The sequence below is a fragment of the Pseudomonas sp. ATCC 43928 genome, from assembly GCF_005938665.2.
GTDB lineage: Bacteria > Pseudomonadota > Gammaproteobacteria > Pseudomonadales > Pseudomonadaceae > Aquipseudomonas.
This window is the reverse complement of the sequence record NZ_CP041753.1, coordinates 6,220,929-6,236,641: the sequence shown is the minus strand read 5'-3', so window position 1 is coordinate 6,236,641 and position 15,713 is coordinate 6,220,929. Positions and strand designations below refer to the sequence as shown.

Here is a 15,713-nt window from a genome sequence, read left to right as displayed (position 1 = left end):
GCAGGACAGGCGAGGACCGATGATTAAAGCAAACGCAGGTACGCCGGAAGGGTCGCGCAGCCGGTCGCAGATCATCGTGCTGTTCATCGCGCTGATCATCTTCATCATGCTGCTGTTCGCCAACTTCGCGTACCTCAACACCCAGGCGAATTACGACAAGCAGTACATCGGCCACGCCGGTGAGCTGCGGGTGCTGTCGCAACGCATCGCCAAGAACGCCACCGAAGCCGCCGCTGGCAAGGCCGCGGCGTTCAAGTTGCTCAGCGATGCGCGCAACGACTTCGCCCTGCGTTGGGGCTATCTGAAGAAAGGCGATCCCTCCACCGGCCTGCCGCCGGCACCGTCCACCGTGCGCCCGGAAATGCGCGCGGTACAGCTGGATTGGGAGCGGCTGCTGAAAAACACCGACGCCATTCTCTCCAGCGAACAGACCGTGTTGTCATTGCATCAAGTCGCCGCGACGCTGGCCGAAACCGTGCCGCAATTGCAGGTCGAGTACGAAAAGGTCGTCGAAACCCTCCTGCAACGTGGCGCCCCGGCCGCTCAGGTGGCGATGGCCCAGCGTCAGTCGCTGCTGGCCGAGCGGATTCTCGGTGCAGTGAACACCGTGCTGTCCGGCGACGAAAACTCGCAGCAGGCCGCCGACGCCTTCGGTCGCGACGCGGCGCGTTTCGGCCAGGTACTCAACGGCATGCTTCAAGGCAATGCGGCCCTGAAAATCAGCCAGGTCGAAGACCGCGATGCCCGTGCCCGGTTGACCGAGATTTCCGAACTGTTCGAATTCGTCTCGGGTTCGGTGGACGAAATCCTCGAAACCTCGCCGGAGCTGTTCAAGGTCCGCGAATCGGCCAGCAACATTTTTACCCTGTCGCAAACCCTGCTCGATGAAGCTTCGCACTTGGCCAGCCGTTTCGAAAACCTCGCCGGCGGGCGCAACACCGATACCATCGGCGGCTACGTGCTGGGTTTGCTCGCGTTGATGTCGATCATTCTCATTGGCCTGGTGATGGTGCGCGAAACCAACCGTCAGTTGCGTGAAACCGCTGAGAAGAACGAGCGCAATCAGAGCGCGATCATGCGCCTGCTGGACGAAATTGAAGACCTGGCCGACGGTGACCTGACCGTGACCGCCTCGGTGACCGAAGACTTCACCGGGACCATCGCCGACTCGATCAACTATTCCGTCGACCAGTTGCGCGATCTGGTGGCGACCATCAACCTCACCGCCGGCCAGGTCGCCGCCGCCGTGCAGGAAACCCAGGCCACCGCGATGCACCTGGCCCAGGCCTCGGAGCATCAGGCGCAGCAGATTTCCGAGGCCTCCATGGCGATCAACGACATGGCCGAGTCCATCGATCAGGTCTCGGCCAATGCCGCCGAATCCTCAGCGGTGGCCGAGCGCTCGGTGGAAATTGCCAACAAGGGCAACGAAGTGGTGCACAACACCATCCACGGCATGGACAATATTCGCGAGCAGATCCAGGACACCGCCAAGCGCATCAAGCGCCTCGGTGAGTCTTCTCAGGAAATCGGCGACATTGTCAGCCTGATCGATGACATTGCCGATCAGACCAACATCCTCGCCCTCAACGCGGCCATTCAGGCGTCCATGGCCGGTGACGCCGGGCGCGGTTTTGCGGTGGTGGCCGACGAAGTACAGCGGCTGGCCGAGCGCTCGTCCGCGGCGACCCGGCAGATCGAAACGCTGGTGCGGGCAATTCAGACCGACACCAACGAAGCGGTGATTTCCATGGAGCAGACCACCACCGAAGTGGTGCGCGGCGCGCGTCTGGCGCAGGATGCCGGAGTGGCCCTGGAAGAAATCGAAGGCGTATCGAAGACCCTCGCGGCACTGATCCAGAGTATTTCCAACGCCGCGCAGCAACAGACGTCTTCGGCCGGCCAGATTTCCCTGACGATGAACGTGATCCAGCAGATCACCACGCAGACCTCGTCTGGCTCCACCGCCACCGCCGAGAGCATTGGCAACCTGGCGAAAATGGCCAGCCAGCTGCGGCGCTCGGTGTCCGGTTTCACCTTGCCGGCCAAGCCTGCGCAAGCTGCGGACAACGCTTGAACCGCCTCAGGGCGTATGCATTTGATTGGAGTAGTTATGGGTGATCGGCACGACTATGTGGCCCTCGAATGGGTCAAAGGCGAGATTGCCGAAACGCTGAAGCAGGCTCATCAGGCGATCGAAACCCTGATCGACGACCCGCAGGCGACGCACGCGCTGAGTGAGTGCCTGGCCTGTGTCCATCAGGTGCATGGCAGTTTGCAGATGGTCGAGTTCTACGGCGCGGCGTTGCTCGCCGAAGAGATCGAGCAACTGACCAGTGCCTTGCAGCAGAACCGCGTCAACCATCGTGACGAAGCCATCCGTCTGCTGCTGCATGCCCTGGGGCAATTGCCGACTTACCTCGACCGGGTGCAAGGCGCCCGGCGTGACTTGCCGCTGGTGGTGTTGCCGCTGATCAACGACCTGCGCAGTGCCCGTGGCGAAAGCCTGTTGTCGGAAACCAGCCTGTTCAGCCCACAACTTCCTGAACTGCCGCCCCTGAGCGAAGAGGCCGTGGCGCTGCTGGAGCCGTCCGACTTGCCGAATGTGCTGCGCAAGTTGCGGCAAATGCTGCAGATGGCGCTGGCCGGCTTGCTGCGCGAGCAGGATGACGAAACCCACCTGGCTTACCTGGCCAGGGTTTTTACACGCCTTGAAGGGCTGTGCGGCAATGCGCCGCTGAGCCCGTTATGGCACATCGCTTCGGCGCTGGTCGAAGGCATGCGCAATGGCTCGATCGCCAACAGCCCCGCGCTGCGCAGCCTGTTCAGGGACGCCGACAAAGAACTCAAGCGCTTGCTCGAACAAGGCATGCCCGCGATCAATCAACCGGCACCGCCAGAGCTGCTCAAGAGTTTGTTGTTCTATATTGCCAAGGCCGAACACCCCACCGGGCAGATGCTGACCATGAAAGATCGCTACTCACTGGACGACGCGCTACCCGACAGTGCGATGGTCGATGAAGAACGGGCGAGGCTGGCCGGCCCTGATCGCGATGCCATGCGTTCGGTATTGGCGGCTTTGTGCGAAGAGCTGGTGCGGGTCAAGGAGCGCCTGGACCTGTTCGTGCGCAGCGACCGCCAGCACACCTCGGACCTCGAAAGCCTGCTGGCGCCCCTGCGGCAAATCGCCGACACCCTGGCGGTGCTCGGTTTCGGCCAGCCGCGCAAGGTCATCATCGATCAACTGGCGGTGGTGCTGAGCCTCGCCCAGGGCCAGCGCGAACCTAACGACGCGACCCTCATGGACGTCGCCGGGGCCTTGCTCTACGTCGAAGCGACCCTGGCCGGCATGGTCGGCACCGTGGAGCCGGAAAGCCAGGAAGACAGCCGTCTGCCGACCACCGACCTGACGCAGATCCACCAGATCGTGATCAAGGAAGCGCGCATCTGCCTGCAGCAGGCCAAGGACATGATCGTCGACTACATCGACGCCGACTGGGACCGTCAGCATTTGCAACCGTTGCCGGCATTGCTGACCCAAGTGCGCGGTGCGCTGGCGATGATTCCGTTGGCCCGCGCGGCGAGCCTGGTCGAGGCCTGTAACGGTTTCATCCGCGAGCATCTATTGGTGGACCCGGGGCAGCCCGGCTGGCAGCAACTGGACAGCCTGGCTGACGTCATCACCAGCATCGAGTATTACCTGGAGCGCCTCAGCGACGACCCCGAAGCGCCCGGTGAACAACTGCTCGACGTTGCGGAAAAAGGCCTGGCCGCACTCGGCTGTTTCCCCAGCGAACAGCACGTGCCGAAGCTTGAGGATGTGCTCAGCCCCAGTGAAGCCCTGGTGATGCAGGACATGCAGGAGCTGGACGCCCCCGAAACCGTCCAGTCGTTGGCCGATGTACTGGCCAGCCCGGTGTCGTCCGTCAACCCGCCGGCACTGACGATGCCCGGTAGTCTGTTGCCGCCGCCCGCCGATGAACAACCGGTGGACGATGAACTGCGGGAAGTCTTCCTCGAAGAAACCGACGAGGTTCTGGAAATCCTCCAGGAGTACCTGCCGCGCTGGTCGGCCAATCCCGACAGCACATCGGTTTTGAGTGAATTACGCCGCGCCTTCCACACCCTCAAGGGCAGTGGCCGGATGGTCCGCGCGTTGGTGCTGGGCGAGCTGGCCTGGGCGGTGGAAAACCTGCTCAACCGCGTGCTTGAACACAGCGTTGCACCTTTGCCTGCAGTGCAGCAACTGGTGGGCGACGCGCTGAAGTTGCTGCCGGAACTGGTGGCCGAGTTCGCCGCCAACGCCCAGCGCCAGCGCAACGATGTCGATCAATTGGCTGCCCGCGCCCATGCCCTCGCCAAGGGTGATGAGCCGCTGTCCGATGAGGACGCGCAGGATGTCGCGGCGCTCGATCCGCTGTTGCTGGAGATCTTCCGCAACGAAGCCGAAACCCATTTGAACAGCCTCAATCGCTTCCTCGATCAGGCCGCCGAGCACGTACCGCTGCAGGCCAGCGACGAGTTGCAGCGAGCCTTGCACACCCTCAAGGGCAGCGCGTCGATGGCCGGCGTGCTGCCGATTGCCGAGCTGGCGGCGTCGCTGGATCAACTGGCCCGGGAGTACAAGGCGCACCGGATTGCCCTCGACCTGGACGAAGTCGAGTTGCTGCTGGAGGCCGAAGGCTTGTTCCGCCTGGGGCTGCGACAGCTCAAGAGCGACCCGCTGGCCGAAATCCCCGGCGCCCGTTCGTTGATTGAACGCACCCGGACATTGCTGGCCGAACATCTGCAAAGCCTGTCGAGCGCGCCCGGCACGGGGCTGCGGATCAAACGCGACCCGCAACTGATCAACAACTTCCTCGCCCAGGGCATGGACATCCTGCTGGACGCCGAAAGCCTGTTGCAGCGCTGGCAGCAGCATCCCGGCGAGCGCCAGGAACTCAGCGCGCTGCTGGACGAATTGACCACCCTCGGCGAAGGCGCGCACCTGGCCGACCTGCATCCGGTGGACGAGCTCTGTGAAGCCTTGCTCGATCTCTATGGCGCTGTGGAAGAAAGCAGCCTGGCGGTCAGCGACAGGTTTTTCCACGAGGCACAAAGTGCCCACGAAGCGCTGATCAACATGCTCGATGAACTGGCTGCCGGCCAGGAAGTCACTGCGCAACCGCAGCGGGTGCGGGCCTTGCGCGACTTGCTGGATGAGAGTCTCGACCCATCCGCCATGGGCCTGATTCGCAGTGATGGCAGCCGCACCCTGAGTATTCGAGAACTGGGCGGCGCCACGGCCGAGCTGGAGCAGGCCGCGACTGAGGTGGATCTGGACGACGAAATCGTTTCGATCTTTCTTGAGGAAGCGGTGGATATCCTTGAAAGCGCCGGCCAGGCCTTGCAACGCTGGTTGAGCGACCCGGAAAACGCCGCGCCGCTACTGTCTTTACAGCGCGATTTGCACACCCTCAAGGGCGGTGCGCGGATGGCCGAGGTCGAGCCGGTCGGCGATCTGGCCCATGAGCTGGAAAGCCTTTATGAAGGCCTGGTGGACCGCCGTTACTGCCACAGCGAAGCGCTGGCGCAGTTGCTGCAACAGAGCCATGACCGACTGGCCGTGTTCCTCGAACAGTTGCAGCACAACCGTCCGTTGGGCGATCCGGGCGAATTGATCGAGGCCATTCGTGAGTTTCGTCTGGGTAATGCCGGCAGTGCCGAGGTGATCGAACCGGCGGCCAGCAACGACTCGCCGGGGCATGATCCCGAGCTTCTGGAAATCTTCCTCGAAGAAGGTTTCGACATCATCGAAAACTCCGGCGCAGCATTGTTGCGCTGGCAGGCCGAACCATCGAATCGTCAAGAAGTGGAAACCCTGCTGCGCGACCTGCATACCCTCAAGGGTGGCGCGCGAATGGTGGAGATCGCGCCGATCGGCGACCTGGCCCATGAGCTGGAATTCCTCTACGAAGGCTTGTCCGCTGGCGCGCTGCAACCGACCGCGGCGCTGTTCACGCTGTTGCAAAGCAGCCATGACCGACTGGCGCAGATGCTCGACGCCACCCGCGCCGGTCAGCCACTTCCACCGGCCGATCAGCTGATCGAGGCGATCAAGAATTTCAGCCACCCGGCGGTGCCCGAAACACCGACACCGGTGGCGATGCCCGCAGCGCCCAAAGCCGAGCCAGCCGCGTTGCAACCCGAAGGCGCCGACACGGTCAAGGTCTCGGCGGAGTTGCTCGACGACCTGGTCAACCTGGCCGGGGAGACTTCGATCTTCCGTGGCCGTATCGAACAACAGGTCAACGATGCGCGGGTGGCCCTGAGCGAAATGGAAACCACCATCGAGCGCATGCGCGACCAGTTGCGCCGCCTCGATACCGAAACCCAGGGGCGGATTCTCAGCCGTCAGCAAGTCGAGGCCGAGCGCCTGGGTTATGAAGAGTTCGACCCGCTGGAGATGGACCGTCACTCGCAGTTGCAACAGCTGTCGCGGGCATTGTTCGAGTCCGCCTCCGACCTGCTTGACCTCAAGGAAACCCTCGACCGGCGCAATCAGGATGCGGAAAACCTGCTGCAACAGCAGGGCCGCATCAACACCGAATTGCAGGAAGGCCTGATGCGCACGCGCATGGTGCCGTTCGAACGAATGCTGCCGCGTTTGAAACGCATCGTGCGTCAGGTTTCCAGCGAACTGGGCAAGGATGTGGAGTTCATCGTTGGCAACGCCGAAGGCGAGATGGACCGCAACGTCCTCGAGCGCATGGCCGCGCCGCTGGAACACATGCTGCGCAACGCCGTCGACCATGGGCTGGAATCGGCCGAGGTACGGATCGCGGCCGGGAAACCGGCTCAAGGCAAGATCACCCTCGACTTGTCGCGAGAGGGTGGCGACATCATTTTCGACATCTGCGACGACGGTGCCGGCGTGCCGCTGGACGCCGTGCGGCGCAAGGCGATCAAGCGCGGCTTGCTCGCCCCGGACAGCGACATCAGCGACCGCGACGTGCTGCAATTCATCCTGCAACCGGGGTTTTCCACCGCCGAGAAAATCACCCAGATCTCCGGGCGTGGCGTCGGCATGGACGTGGTTCACGAAGAAGTCCGGCAGCTCGGCGGGACCATGAGCATCGACTCGACGTCGGGGCAGGGCGTGCATTTCCGGATTCGCCTGCCGTTCACCGTGTCGGTCAACCGCGCGCTGATGGTGCAGTGCGGGGAGGATCAATATGCGATCCCGCTGAACACCATCGACGGCATCGTTCGCGTGCTACCCAACGAACTCGAAGGGCACTACCGGCTCGATCCACCGAGCTACGAATACGCCGGGCAACGCTATGAGCTGTGCTACCTCGGCGATCTGCTGAAAACCAGTACCCGCCCGAAACTGCTGGGCCAGAGCCTGCCGTTGCCGGTATTGCTGGTGCAGTGCAACGAACGGCACGTTGCGGTGCAGGTGGACGCCATGGCCGGCACCCGGGAAATCGTGGTCAAAAGCCTCGGCCCGCAATTTGCCGCAGTGCAGGGTTTGTCCGGTGCGACGATTCTCGGCGATGGTCGGGTGGTGCTGATTCTCGACTTGCTGGCGCCGATCCGCGCGATGCAAGCGCAGGTGCCGCAACGACCGGTGACACAGGACGTCGAGCCCGAGGCGCAACGGCCGTTGCTGGTGCTGGTGGTCGACGATTCGGTCACCGTGCGCAAGGTCACCAGCCGTCTGCTGGAACGCCACGGCATGAACGTGCTGACCGCCAAGGACGGTGTCGACGCCATGCTGCTGCTGGAAGAACACATGCCCGATCTGATGCTGCTGGACATCGAAATGCCACGCATGGACGGCTTCGAAGTGGCGACCCAGGTGCGCGCCGACGAACGCTTGCAGCATCTGCCGATCATCATGATCACCTCCCGCACGGGTCAAAAACACCGCGACCGCGCCATGGCCATCGGCGTCAACGACTACCTCGGCAAGCCGTATCAGGAATCGGTGCTGCTCGACAGCATCGCCCGCTGGAGCAAAACCCATGCATGAGCACCGCTCCAGCAACCTCACCGGTTTGCTGCTGCCCCTGGCCGACCGCAACCTGATCCTGCCCAACGTCGCCATCGCCGAACTCATCGATTACCAACCCGGCGCCTTCGACCTCGACACCCCTGCGTGGTACTTGGGGCGGGTGACGTGGCGGGAACGGCAGATTCCGTTACTCAGTTTTGAGTCGGCATGTGGCAGCAAAGTGGTGATCGGCGAGCGGGCGCGGATCGTCATCCTCAACGCCCTCGGCGGGCGGCCTGAGTTGAAGTTCATTGCGCTGCTGGTGCAGGGGATTCCGCGTTCTTACAAGCTCGACAGTCAGTTGAGTTATGTTGACGTGCCGTTGTGTTCGCTGGAGAAGGCGGCGGTGCAGGTGGGGGAGCAAGTGGCCAAGGTGCCTGACTTGCTCGCGCTGGAAGACCTGCTTGTGAATGCGGGTCTGGTCTGACCGGACCCTGTGGCGAGGGAGCTTGCTCCCGCTGGGTCGCGAAGCGGCCCCAAAACCTGTCATCGATGTGTGTCAGGTACACCAAGCACAATGGTTTTACGACTGCTTCGCAGCCGAACGGGAGCAAGCTCCCTCGCCACAGGGGGTTGTGCGTTAAACCCCGGCCCGAGCCTTCATCTGCAACGACTCATGATGATCCAGCACCCGCTCCACCAACAACTGCACGCCATCTGCCAAACGGCTGAGCGCCAAGGCTACAGAGCGACGTGAGCCTTCCACATCGTCCGCCAGATCGGCTGCAATGGCGCTGATGGACAGCAGGTCTTCGGAGGCATTGGCCAGAAGGGCTTCGGTGTCGATATCGGGGGAGACGTTGAAGAGCCGGGGCTTACGGCGTTTGGCCGGTTTGTCGTGGGGTGACGGGAAGTAATGGGAGAAGGCGCGGTCGGCGGCTTCCTTCATTTTTTCTGCATCGAGTGATGCTTGGGAATCGACGCCGGTTTCCGGGGGATTGGGAGTAGCTTTGAACATAGTGAATCACCGTATTGGGTTGGAGCTGGCCCATTCGGTTTCCAAGACGAAGGGGTGACAGCTGTACGCAGGCTGGAAACCCGGGGTACGGCAACCCGGTCGACCCGAAGGTCTCCCGCGCACAGCCGCCATAACGGAGTGCACACTTTGAAAGGTGCGCAAGCATACGTTATGAAGGGCGCTTTGGCGCCAGTAACTCATCGGGGTTTCCAGTCCCGGTCGCTGAATTGGCAGCGACACACAAACGATAAAGATCAACGCAAAACCTCACCAGTCAGCGGCTTCCGGCATTGCTGTAGGCAGCGACGCACGACTGTGTAGCCTCACACCGTTCCTGCCGACAAACTTTTAAACACAAAACCTCAGGCTGTCGGACCTTCCTGTGGCGAGGGAGCTTGCTCCCGCTGGGTTGCGAAGCAGCCCCAAAACCTGCAACCGAGGTGTATCAGGTACACCGAGAACAATGGTTTTACGACTGCTTCGCAGCCGAACGGGGGCAAGCCCCCTTGCCACAAAGGTTTCTGCATTAGGTTGAAGATTCCCAAAAAGGGACCTATCGTTCCTTTTTTGGGACTTATCGGTCGTTGCCGTGAAAAACCTGTCATTGAGCGAAGCCTTGTTCACCACCACCCAGCAAAAAGTGCTCGGCCTGCTGTTTGGTAAACCCGACCGAAGTTTTTACGCCAACGAGATCGCCCGCTGGGCTCAAGTGGGTAAAGGCAGCCTCATGCGCGAGCTGGATCGGTTGCAGCGGGCAGGCGTGCTGACCATGACCCGTCAGGGCAACCAGACCCACTATCAAGCCAATCCCGACTGCCCGATCTATGCCGAACTGCTGGGCATTGCCCGCAAAACCTTTGGTATTACAGAGCCTCTGCGTCAGGCGCTTCAACCCTTTGCCGAACAGATCACCTGGGCATTTGTGTACGGCTCTATCGCCAAGGATCAGGCAAACGCATCCAGTGACATTGATCTCATGCTGATCGGCGAGGGCCTGCACTACAGTGAAGTGATGGAGCGGCTTATACCAATGGAGGAGCAGTTGGGCCGCGTCCTCAACCCGACGCTCTACACCCCCGACGACTGGGCCGCAAAACTGGCGGCTGAAAATAGTTTTGTCGTGCGGGTAGCGCAGCAGGACAAGATCAATCTGATGGGGGGAAACCCTGTAGAGTGACTGGCATTAGGCCTCTCACCTATCCTTCTGGTCCTCACTCTTCAGTCTGGTCAATACGATGGCAAACGGTATCACTCCGTTGGTGCTTGAAAAGAACGCATACCAGGAATTCCATGCAATGCATCGTGCAGGAAACTTCAGCGGCCAGCGGCTTGGGCAAGCGTTCTACAACCACTTCAAACTGCACCGTCTTTCTGACCAGCAGCAATTGAAAGGTTTGTACGAAGCTGACGGGAAGTCGGCTCTCAAGATCATCGAACGAGTATTCACGCTCAGTTAGTACCTTTTTATGCCTGTGAGAGATTGGTTGGCTGTCGGGGCGCATCGAGACAACCATTACCCTGACCGTAACGATCCAACACTCTGCTTGATTGATGCCCTACACCCAACCCTCCTAAGGTGACCCCACGACAGCGAACCCGTGGAGTGGTCATGACAACAACAATATCCCCCGACTCGCGATGGACGCGGCGGCGCAGCGAAAAGCAGCGGCGTCTCGAATTGGTGAAGGGGCTTGCCGACGGTGTGGTGTTGCCCACCGACAAGATCGTGGCAGCGCTGGAGGCGTTGATTCTGCCCGGCGACCGTGTGGTGCTGGAGGGCAATAACCAGAAGCAGGCGGATTTCCTTTCCCGCTCCCTGGCCAAGGCCGATCCGGGCAAGCTGCATGACTTGCACATGATCATGCCCAGCGTCGGGCGCTCCGAGCACCTGGATCTGTTTGAGCGCGGCATTGCCCGCAAGCTCGACTTCTCGTTCGCCGGCACCCAGAGCCTGCGCATCAGCCAGTTGCTCGAAGACGGTTTGCTGGAAATCGGCGCGATCCACACCTACATCGAGCTCTATGCGCGGCTGGTGGTGGACCTGATCCCCAACGTCGTGCTCTCGGCCGGTTTCATGGCCGACCGCGCGGGCAACATCTACACTGGCCCAAGCACCGAAGACACCCCCGCGTTGATCGAACCGGCGGCCTTCAGCGACGGCATCGTCATCGTCCAGGTCAATCAACTGGTGGACGATGTCAGCGACTTGCCTCGCGTGGATATCCCCGCGTCCTGGGTCGATTTCGTGGTGGTGGCGGACAAGCCGTTCTACATCGAGCCGTTGTTCACCCGCGACCCACGCCACATCAAGCCTGTGCACGTGTTGATGGCGATGATGGCGATCCGCGGGATCTACGAAAAACACAACGTCCAGTCGCTGAACCACGGCATCGGCTTCAACACCGCCGCCATCGAATTGATCCTGCCGACTTACGGCGAGTCCCTCGGCCTCAAGGGCAAGATCTGCCGCAACTGGACGCTCAATCCGCATCCAACCCTAATCCCGGCCATCGAAAGTGGCTGGGTCGAAAGCGTGCATTGCTTCGGCACCGAACTGGGCATGGAAAACTACATCGCCGCCCGGCCTGACGTGTTCTTCACCGGTCGCGATGGCTCCTTGCGCTCCAACCGGATGTTCAGTCAGCTCGCCGGGCAATACGCGGTGGACCTGTTCATCGGCGCGACCCTGCAAGTCGATGGCGATGGTCATTCTTCGACAGTGACTCGCGGTCGCCTGGCCGGTTTCGGTGGTGCGCCGAACATGGGGCACGACCCGCGCGGGCGTCGTCACGGCACGCCAGCCTGGCTCGACATGCGCCACACCGACGTGGCCGAGCCGATGCTCGAGCGCGGCAAGAAACTCGTGGTGCAGATGGTCGAGACCTTCCAGGAGGGCGGCAAACCGACCTTCGTCGAAACCCTCGACGCGGTGGAGGTGGCGAAGAAAAGCGGCATGCCGCTGGCGCCGATCATGATCTATGGCGACGACGTCACCCATCTGCTCACCGAAGAAGGCATCGCCTACTTGTACAAGGCCCGCTCCCTCGAAGAGCGCCAGGCGATGATCGCTGCTGTCGCCGGGGTGACCGCCATCGGCTTGCGCCACAACCCCAAAGACACCGCGCGCATGCGCCGCGAAGGCCTGATCGCCTTGCCCGAAGACCTCGGCATCCGCCGCACCGACGCCACTCGCGAACTGCTCGCAGCGAAAAGCGTGGCCGATCTGGTGGAATGGTCCGGTGGCCTCTACAACCCGCCCGCCAAGTTCAGGAGCTGGTAATGCACGCATTCAACCTGCAACCGAAAACGTTAACCCTGGCCGAACGGCTGGCGGACCTGGCGGTGGACGCGCTGATCGACGAAGCGGACCTGTCGCCGAAACCGGCGCTGGTGGACCGTCGCGGCAATGGTGCGCACACCGATTTGCACCTCGGGCTGATGCACGCTTCGGCGTTGTCCCTGTGGCCGACGTTCAAGGCAATGGCGGACGCGGCCATCGAGTTCGGTGAAGTCGGCCTGCCCCTGCGTGAAGCTGTCGGGTGCATCGGTCGTGAAGGCGAGCAAGTGATGCTCGCTACTACGGGCGGTGTGAACACCCATCGTGGGGCGATCTGGGCCTTGGGGCTTCTGGTCACGGCCGTTGCGCTGGAACCTGAGTCCAGTGCCGCAAGCGCCATCACCTTGCGCGCTGCGCGCCTGGCCCTTCTCGACGACCGTTACGCCCCGCGTCCGCTCAGCCACGGCGCGCAAGTCGCACAGCGTTACGGCGCACGCGGTGCCCGTGAAGAAGCACAGCTCGGTTTCCCGGCGGTGATTCAACGCGCACTGCCGCAACTCAAACGCAGCCGCGACGCAGGCCATGCCGAACAGAACGCCCGGCTCGACGCCTTGCTGGCGATCATGACGACACTGGCCGACACCTGCGTGCTCTACCGCGCCGGCGAAACCGGCCTGCACACCATGCAACTCGGCGCTCAAGCCGTGCTCGATGCCGGCGGCAGCGCCAGCCTCGCCGGTCGCCGCCGTTTGCATGAGCTGGACCAACAATTAATCGCGTTGAATGCCTCGCCCGGTGGCGCTGCGGACTTGCTCGCAGCCTGCCTGTTCATCGACCGCATTGAGTCGCGCGACGGCATCTCCCAGGGAGCGTTTTGATGGAAACCTTATCCTTTGAATTCCCCGCCGGGCAGCCGCCACGGGGCAGGGCGCTGGTGGGCTGTGTGGGCTCGGGCGATCTGGAAGTGCTGATCGAACCAGGGCTGGCGGGCAAGTTGACGATCCAGGTGCAGACCTCGGTCAATGGCAGCGAACAACGCTGGCAGCATCTGTTCGCACGGATGTTCGATGGCCAGACACCGCCCGCGATGGCGATCGATATCCACGATTTCGGCGCCACCCCCGGCGTAGTGCGCTTGCGTCTGGAACAGGGCTTTGAGGAGATCGGTCATGACTGACAGCGCAGCCTTGTTGAATAAACACAGCTTCGTCGAACTCGGTGCGCGGCAACGCGCCAAGGCTTTGCTCGACGTTGGCACCTTCCGCGAATTGCTCGACCCGTTTCAGCGCGTCATGTCGCCATGGCTGTCGCGCCAGGGCGTGGTGCCGCAAGCCGATGACGGGGTGGTGATCGCCAAGGGCAGCATTGGCGGTTTGCCGGTGGTGATCGCGGCCATCGAAGGCGCGTTTCAGGGCGGCAGCCTGGGTGAAGTCGGCGGGGCGAAGATTGCCGGTGCGCTGGAACTGGCCGCCGAGGACAACCGCAAAGGCATTCCCACCCGTGCCGTGTTGCTGCTGGAAACCGGCGGCGTGCGTTTGCAGGAAGCCAATCTCGGGCTGGCGGCGATTGCCGATATTCATGCGGCGATCGTCGATCTGCGCCAGTACCAACCGGTAATCGGCGTGGTCGCCGGTAGCGTCGGCTGTTTTGGTGGGATGTCGATTGCCGCCGGGTTGTGCAGTTATTTGCTGGTGACTCAGGAAGCACGCCTTGGCCTCAACGGCCCGCAGGTGATCGAGCAGGAAGCCGGGCTTGAGGAATACGACTCCCGTGATCGCCCGTTTATCTGGAGCCTGACCGGCGGCGAGCAACGCTTCGCCAGTGGCTTGGTGGATCGCTACGTCGCTGACGACGTGGCGCAGATTCAGCAGCAGGTCGGCGAATTGTTCAAGCAAGGTTTGCCGAGTCAACAACGCAGCCGTCAGGCCGAGTGGTTCTTGCAACGGCTGGCCCGTCTGGACGCCGAACCGCAAATCGAGCCGTCAGTGGTTCGCGATCTGTATCAAGGAGAGCGCTCATGAGTTCGTATTCCCTGAGAGGCCTGAACTGGTTCAACGCCTTGCGCGCTGGCGCGAAATCGGTCGAGGGTTTGCCGGCTTCGTTGAAAGTCGCCGACGGTGTACTGGGCGATCAGCCCGTGCGGTTTATTGCGGTGGTGGCCGACCCCGACAACCGCTTCGTCCGTGCCCGCAATGGCGAGGTTGGTCTGCTGGAAGGTTGGGGCCTGGCCAAAGCGGTGGATGAGGTGATCGAAGCCGATCGGGATACACCGCACAAACGGGCGCTGATCGCCATCGTCGATGTGCCGAGTCAGGCTTACGGTCGGCGCGAAGAAGCCCTTGGCATTCATCAGGCCCTGGCCGGTGCGGCGGACAGTTATGCCCGCGCCCGACTGGCCGGCCATGCGGTGATCGGTTTGCTGGTGGGCAAGGCGATGTCCGGGGCGTTTCTGGCTCACGGGTATCAGGCCAACCGGCTGATCGCGTTGCGCGATCCGGGGGTGATGGTGCATGCGATGGGCAAGGCGTCGGCGGCGCGGGTGACGTTGCGCAGCGTCGAAGAGCTGGAGGCGTTGGCCGCCAGCGTGCCGCCGATGGCCTATGACATCGACAGCTATGCCAGCCTGGGGTTGCTCTGGGAAACCTTGTCGGTGGATCAGATCGAGCAGCCGACGACGGCGGATCTGGCTCGCGTGACGGAGTGCCTGAGCCAGGCGATTGGCGATGTCGCTGCCAGCGGTCGCGATCTGAGCAGCCGCTTGGGCGCGAGTAACCGCGCAGCGTCGAGCAAGGTTCGTCAACTGCTGAGAGCGCAGTGGTGAACAGGTTTCTGCCCCACGACCTGCTTTGGGGGATGACCCCGGAGCAGTTGCCGGCGGATGCGCCTGGGTGGGTGGTCGAGTCGATCAGCGCGGGTCAGCCGGTGGTAGTTCGGCGCGCTATCGCCGCGCCGGATCAGATCGCGGTCGGGGTGCGTGGGCGCTTGCGCGAGCAGCGTTATGCAACGTCGATGGCCGTTGCTGCGATTTCTCATCGGGTACGGCCGGAAGAGCTCTGCCATGTCGAGTCGACTCGCGACCTGCCGAGTCTGCGAGCACTGGCGCAACTGCGGCCGATGCTCGACGCCTGCGGTTGGGTGTGGGGTGTCAGCGGTAGCGCCGGGTTCGAATTGGCCAGCGGTTTTACGGCGCTCCATGAGCGCAGCGACCTCGACTTGATCCTGCGTACACCGCAGCCGTTGAGCCGTACTCAAGCGCGGGCATTGATGATGCTTCTCGGCAGCGCCGAGTGTCTGGTGGACATGCAATTGCAGACGCCGAATGGCGCTGTTGCCCTGCGCGAATGGGCTGGCCCGTCGCAACGGGTTCTACTCAAGAACGCCCATCAAGCGTGCCTGGTGTCCGATCCGTGGAACCCGCAGGAGCAAGCAGCGTGAGCAGC

The 15,713-nt window shown here is 62.4% G+C and carries 12 protein-coding genes; 11 read left to right on the top strand and 1 reads right to left on the bottom strand.

Features of this window, described 5'->3' with window-relative positions; all coding sequences use genetic code 11:
• The first annotated feature begins 19 nt into the window (after positions 1-19).
• The 3 genes from FFH90_RS28765 to FFH90_RS28755 are packed head-to-tail and all read left to right on the top strand — an operon-like array spanning position 20 to position 8,465.
• The gene (locus tag FFH90_RS28765; protein WP_018928717.1) at positions 20-2,077 is read left to right on the top strand and encodes a methyl-accepting chemotaxis protein; all 2,058 of its coding nucleotides are present in this window, start codon (positions 20-22) and stop codon (positions 2,075-2,077) included.
• 36 nt (positions 2,078-2,113) lie between these two features.
• Complete coding sequence (locus FFH90_RS28760) at positions 2,114-8,017, top strand: Hpt domain-containing protein (RefSeq protein ID WP_138866441.1); 5,904 nt, start codon at positions 2,114-2,116, stop codon at positions 8,015-8,017.
• Positions 8,010-8,465 carry a chemotaxis protein CheW gene (locus FFH90_RS28755; RefSeq protein ID WP_138866440.1) on the top strand — a complete coding sequence of 152 codons (456 nt, stop codon included), beginning with the start codon at positions 8,010-8,012 and terminating at the stop codon, positions 8,463-8,465. The genes FFH90_RS28760 and FFH90_RS28755 overlap by 8 nt, the downstream gene beginning before the upstream one ends.
• Positions 8,466-8,618: 153 nt before the next feature.
• Here FFH90_RS28755 and FFH90_RS28750 read toward each other — a convergent pair whose 3' ends face one another.
• On the bottom strand, positions 8,619-8,996 hold the full coding sequence (locus FFH90_RS28750; protein ID WP_138866439.1) for a DUF6124 family protein: 378 nt from the start codon (positions 8,994-8,996) through the stop codon (positions 8,619-8,621).
• A gap of 589 nt (positions 8,997-9,585) precedes the next feature.
• Here FFH90_RS28750 and FFH90_RS28745 point away from each other — a divergent pair.
• The 8 genes from FFH90_RS28745 to FFH90_RS28710 all read left to right on the top strand — a co-directional run bounded on the left by FFH90_RS28745 (position 9,586) and on the right by FFH90_RS28710 (position 15,708).
• On the top strand, positions 9,586-10,173 hold the full coding sequence (locus FFH90_RS28745) for a nucleotidyltransferase domain-containing protein (RefSeq protein WP_064620942.1): 588 nt from the start codon (positions 9,586-9,588) through the stop codon (positions 10,171-10,173).
• A gap of 58 nt (positions 10,174-10,231) precedes the next feature.
• The gene (locus tag FFH90_RS28740) at positions 10,232-10,453 is read left to right on the top strand and encodes a hypothetical protein (RefSeq protein ID WP_064620940.1); all 222 of its coding nucleotides are present in this window, start codon (positions 10,232-10,234) and stop codon (positions 10,451-10,453) included.
• A gap of 152 nt (positions 10,454-10,605) precedes the next feature.
• Positions 10,606-12,276, top strand: coding sequence for a malonate decarboxylase subunit alpha (mdcA, locus tag FFH90_RS28735; protein ID WP_019580630.1), 1,671 nt, complete (start codon positions 10,606-10,608; stop codon positions 12,274-12,276).
• Positions 12,276-13,151: a triphosphoribosyl-dephospho-CoA synthase gene (locus FFH90_RS28730; RefSeq protein WP_138866438.1), complete on the top strand. Its 876-nt coding sequence runs from the start codon at positions 12,276-12,278 to the stop codon at positions 13,149-13,151. Before mdcA ends, FFH90_RS28730 begins: the two co-directional genes overlap by 1 nt.
• Entirely contained in the window at positions 13,151-13,450 is a 300-nt protein-coding gene (locus tag FFH90_RS28725; RefSeq protein WP_007941972.1) for a malonate decarboxylase subunit delta, read from the top strand. Before FFH90_RS28730 ends, FFH90_RS28725 begins: the two co-directional genes overlap by 1 nt.
• Positions 13,443-14,294 carry a biotin-independent malonate decarboxylase subunit beta gene (locus FFH90_RS28720; protein ID WP_111452970.1) on the top strand — a complete coding sequence of 284 codons (852 nt, stop codon included), beginning with the start codon at positions 13,443-13,445 and terminating at the stop codon, positions 14,292-14,294. The genes FFH90_RS28725 and FFH90_RS28720 overlap by 8 nt, the downstream gene beginning before the upstream one ends.
• The gene (gene mdcE / locus FFH90_RS28715; protein WP_138866437.1) at positions 14,291-15,094 is read left to right on the top strand and encodes a biotin-independent malonate decarboxylase subunit gamma; all 804 of its coding nucleotides are present in this window, start codon (positions 14,291-14,293) and stop codon (positions 15,092-15,094) included. The genes FFH90_RS28720 and mdcE overlap by 4 nt, the downstream gene beginning before the upstream one ends.
• Positions 15,088-15,708 (top strand): malonate decarboxylase holo-ACP synthase, encoded by a 621-nt coding sequence (locus FFH90_RS28710; protein WP_138866436.1) that lies wholly within the window; start codon positions 15,088-15,090, stop codon positions 15,706-15,708. The genes mdcE and FFH90_RS28710 overlap by 7 nt, the downstream gene beginning before the upstream one ends.
• The last annotated feature ends 5 nt before the right edge of the window (positions 15,709-15,713 follow it).

Bases quoted from the DNA above. Each gene is read 5' to 3' on its own strand.
- FFH90_RS28765 (WP_018928717.1), top strand. From the start codon at position 20: ATGATTAAAGCAAACGCAGGTACGCCGGAAGGGTCGCGCAGCCGGTCG.
- FFH90_RS28760 (WP_138866441.1), top strand. From the start codon at position 2,114: ATGGGTGATCGGCACGACTATGTGGCCCTCGAATGGGTCAAAGGCGAG.
- FFH90_RS28755 (WP_138866440.1), top strand. From the start codon at position 8,010: ATGCATGAGCACCGCTCCAGCAACCTCACCGGTTTGCTGCTGCCCCTG.
- FFH90_RS28750 (WP_138866439.1), bottom strand. From the start codon at position 8,996: ATGTTCAAAGCTACTCCCAATCCCCCGGAAACCGGCGTCGATTCCCAA.
- FFH90_RS28740 (WP_064620940.1), top strand. From the start codon at position 10,232: ATGGCAAACGGTATCACTCCGTTGGTGCTTGAAAAGAACGCATACCAG.
- mdcA (WP_019580630.1), top strand. From the start codon at position 10,606: ATGACAACAACAATATCCCCCGACTCGCGATGGACGCGGCGGCGCAGC.
- FFH90_RS28730 (WP_138866438.1), top strand. From the start codon at position 12,276: ATGCACGCATTCAACCTGCAACCGAAAACGTTAACCCTGGCCGAACGG.
- FFH90_RS28725 (WP_007941972.1), top strand. From the start codon at position 13,151: ATGGAAACCTTATCCTTTGAATTCCCCGCCGGGCAGCCGCCACGGGGC.
- FFH90_RS28720 (WP_111452970.1), top strand. From the start codon at position 13,443: ATGACTGACAGCGCAGCCTTGTTGAATAAACACAGCTTCGTCGAACTC.
- mdcE (WP_138866437.1), top strand. From the start codon at position 14,291: ATGAGTTCGTATTCCCTGAGAGGCCTGAACTGGTTCAACGCCTTGCGC.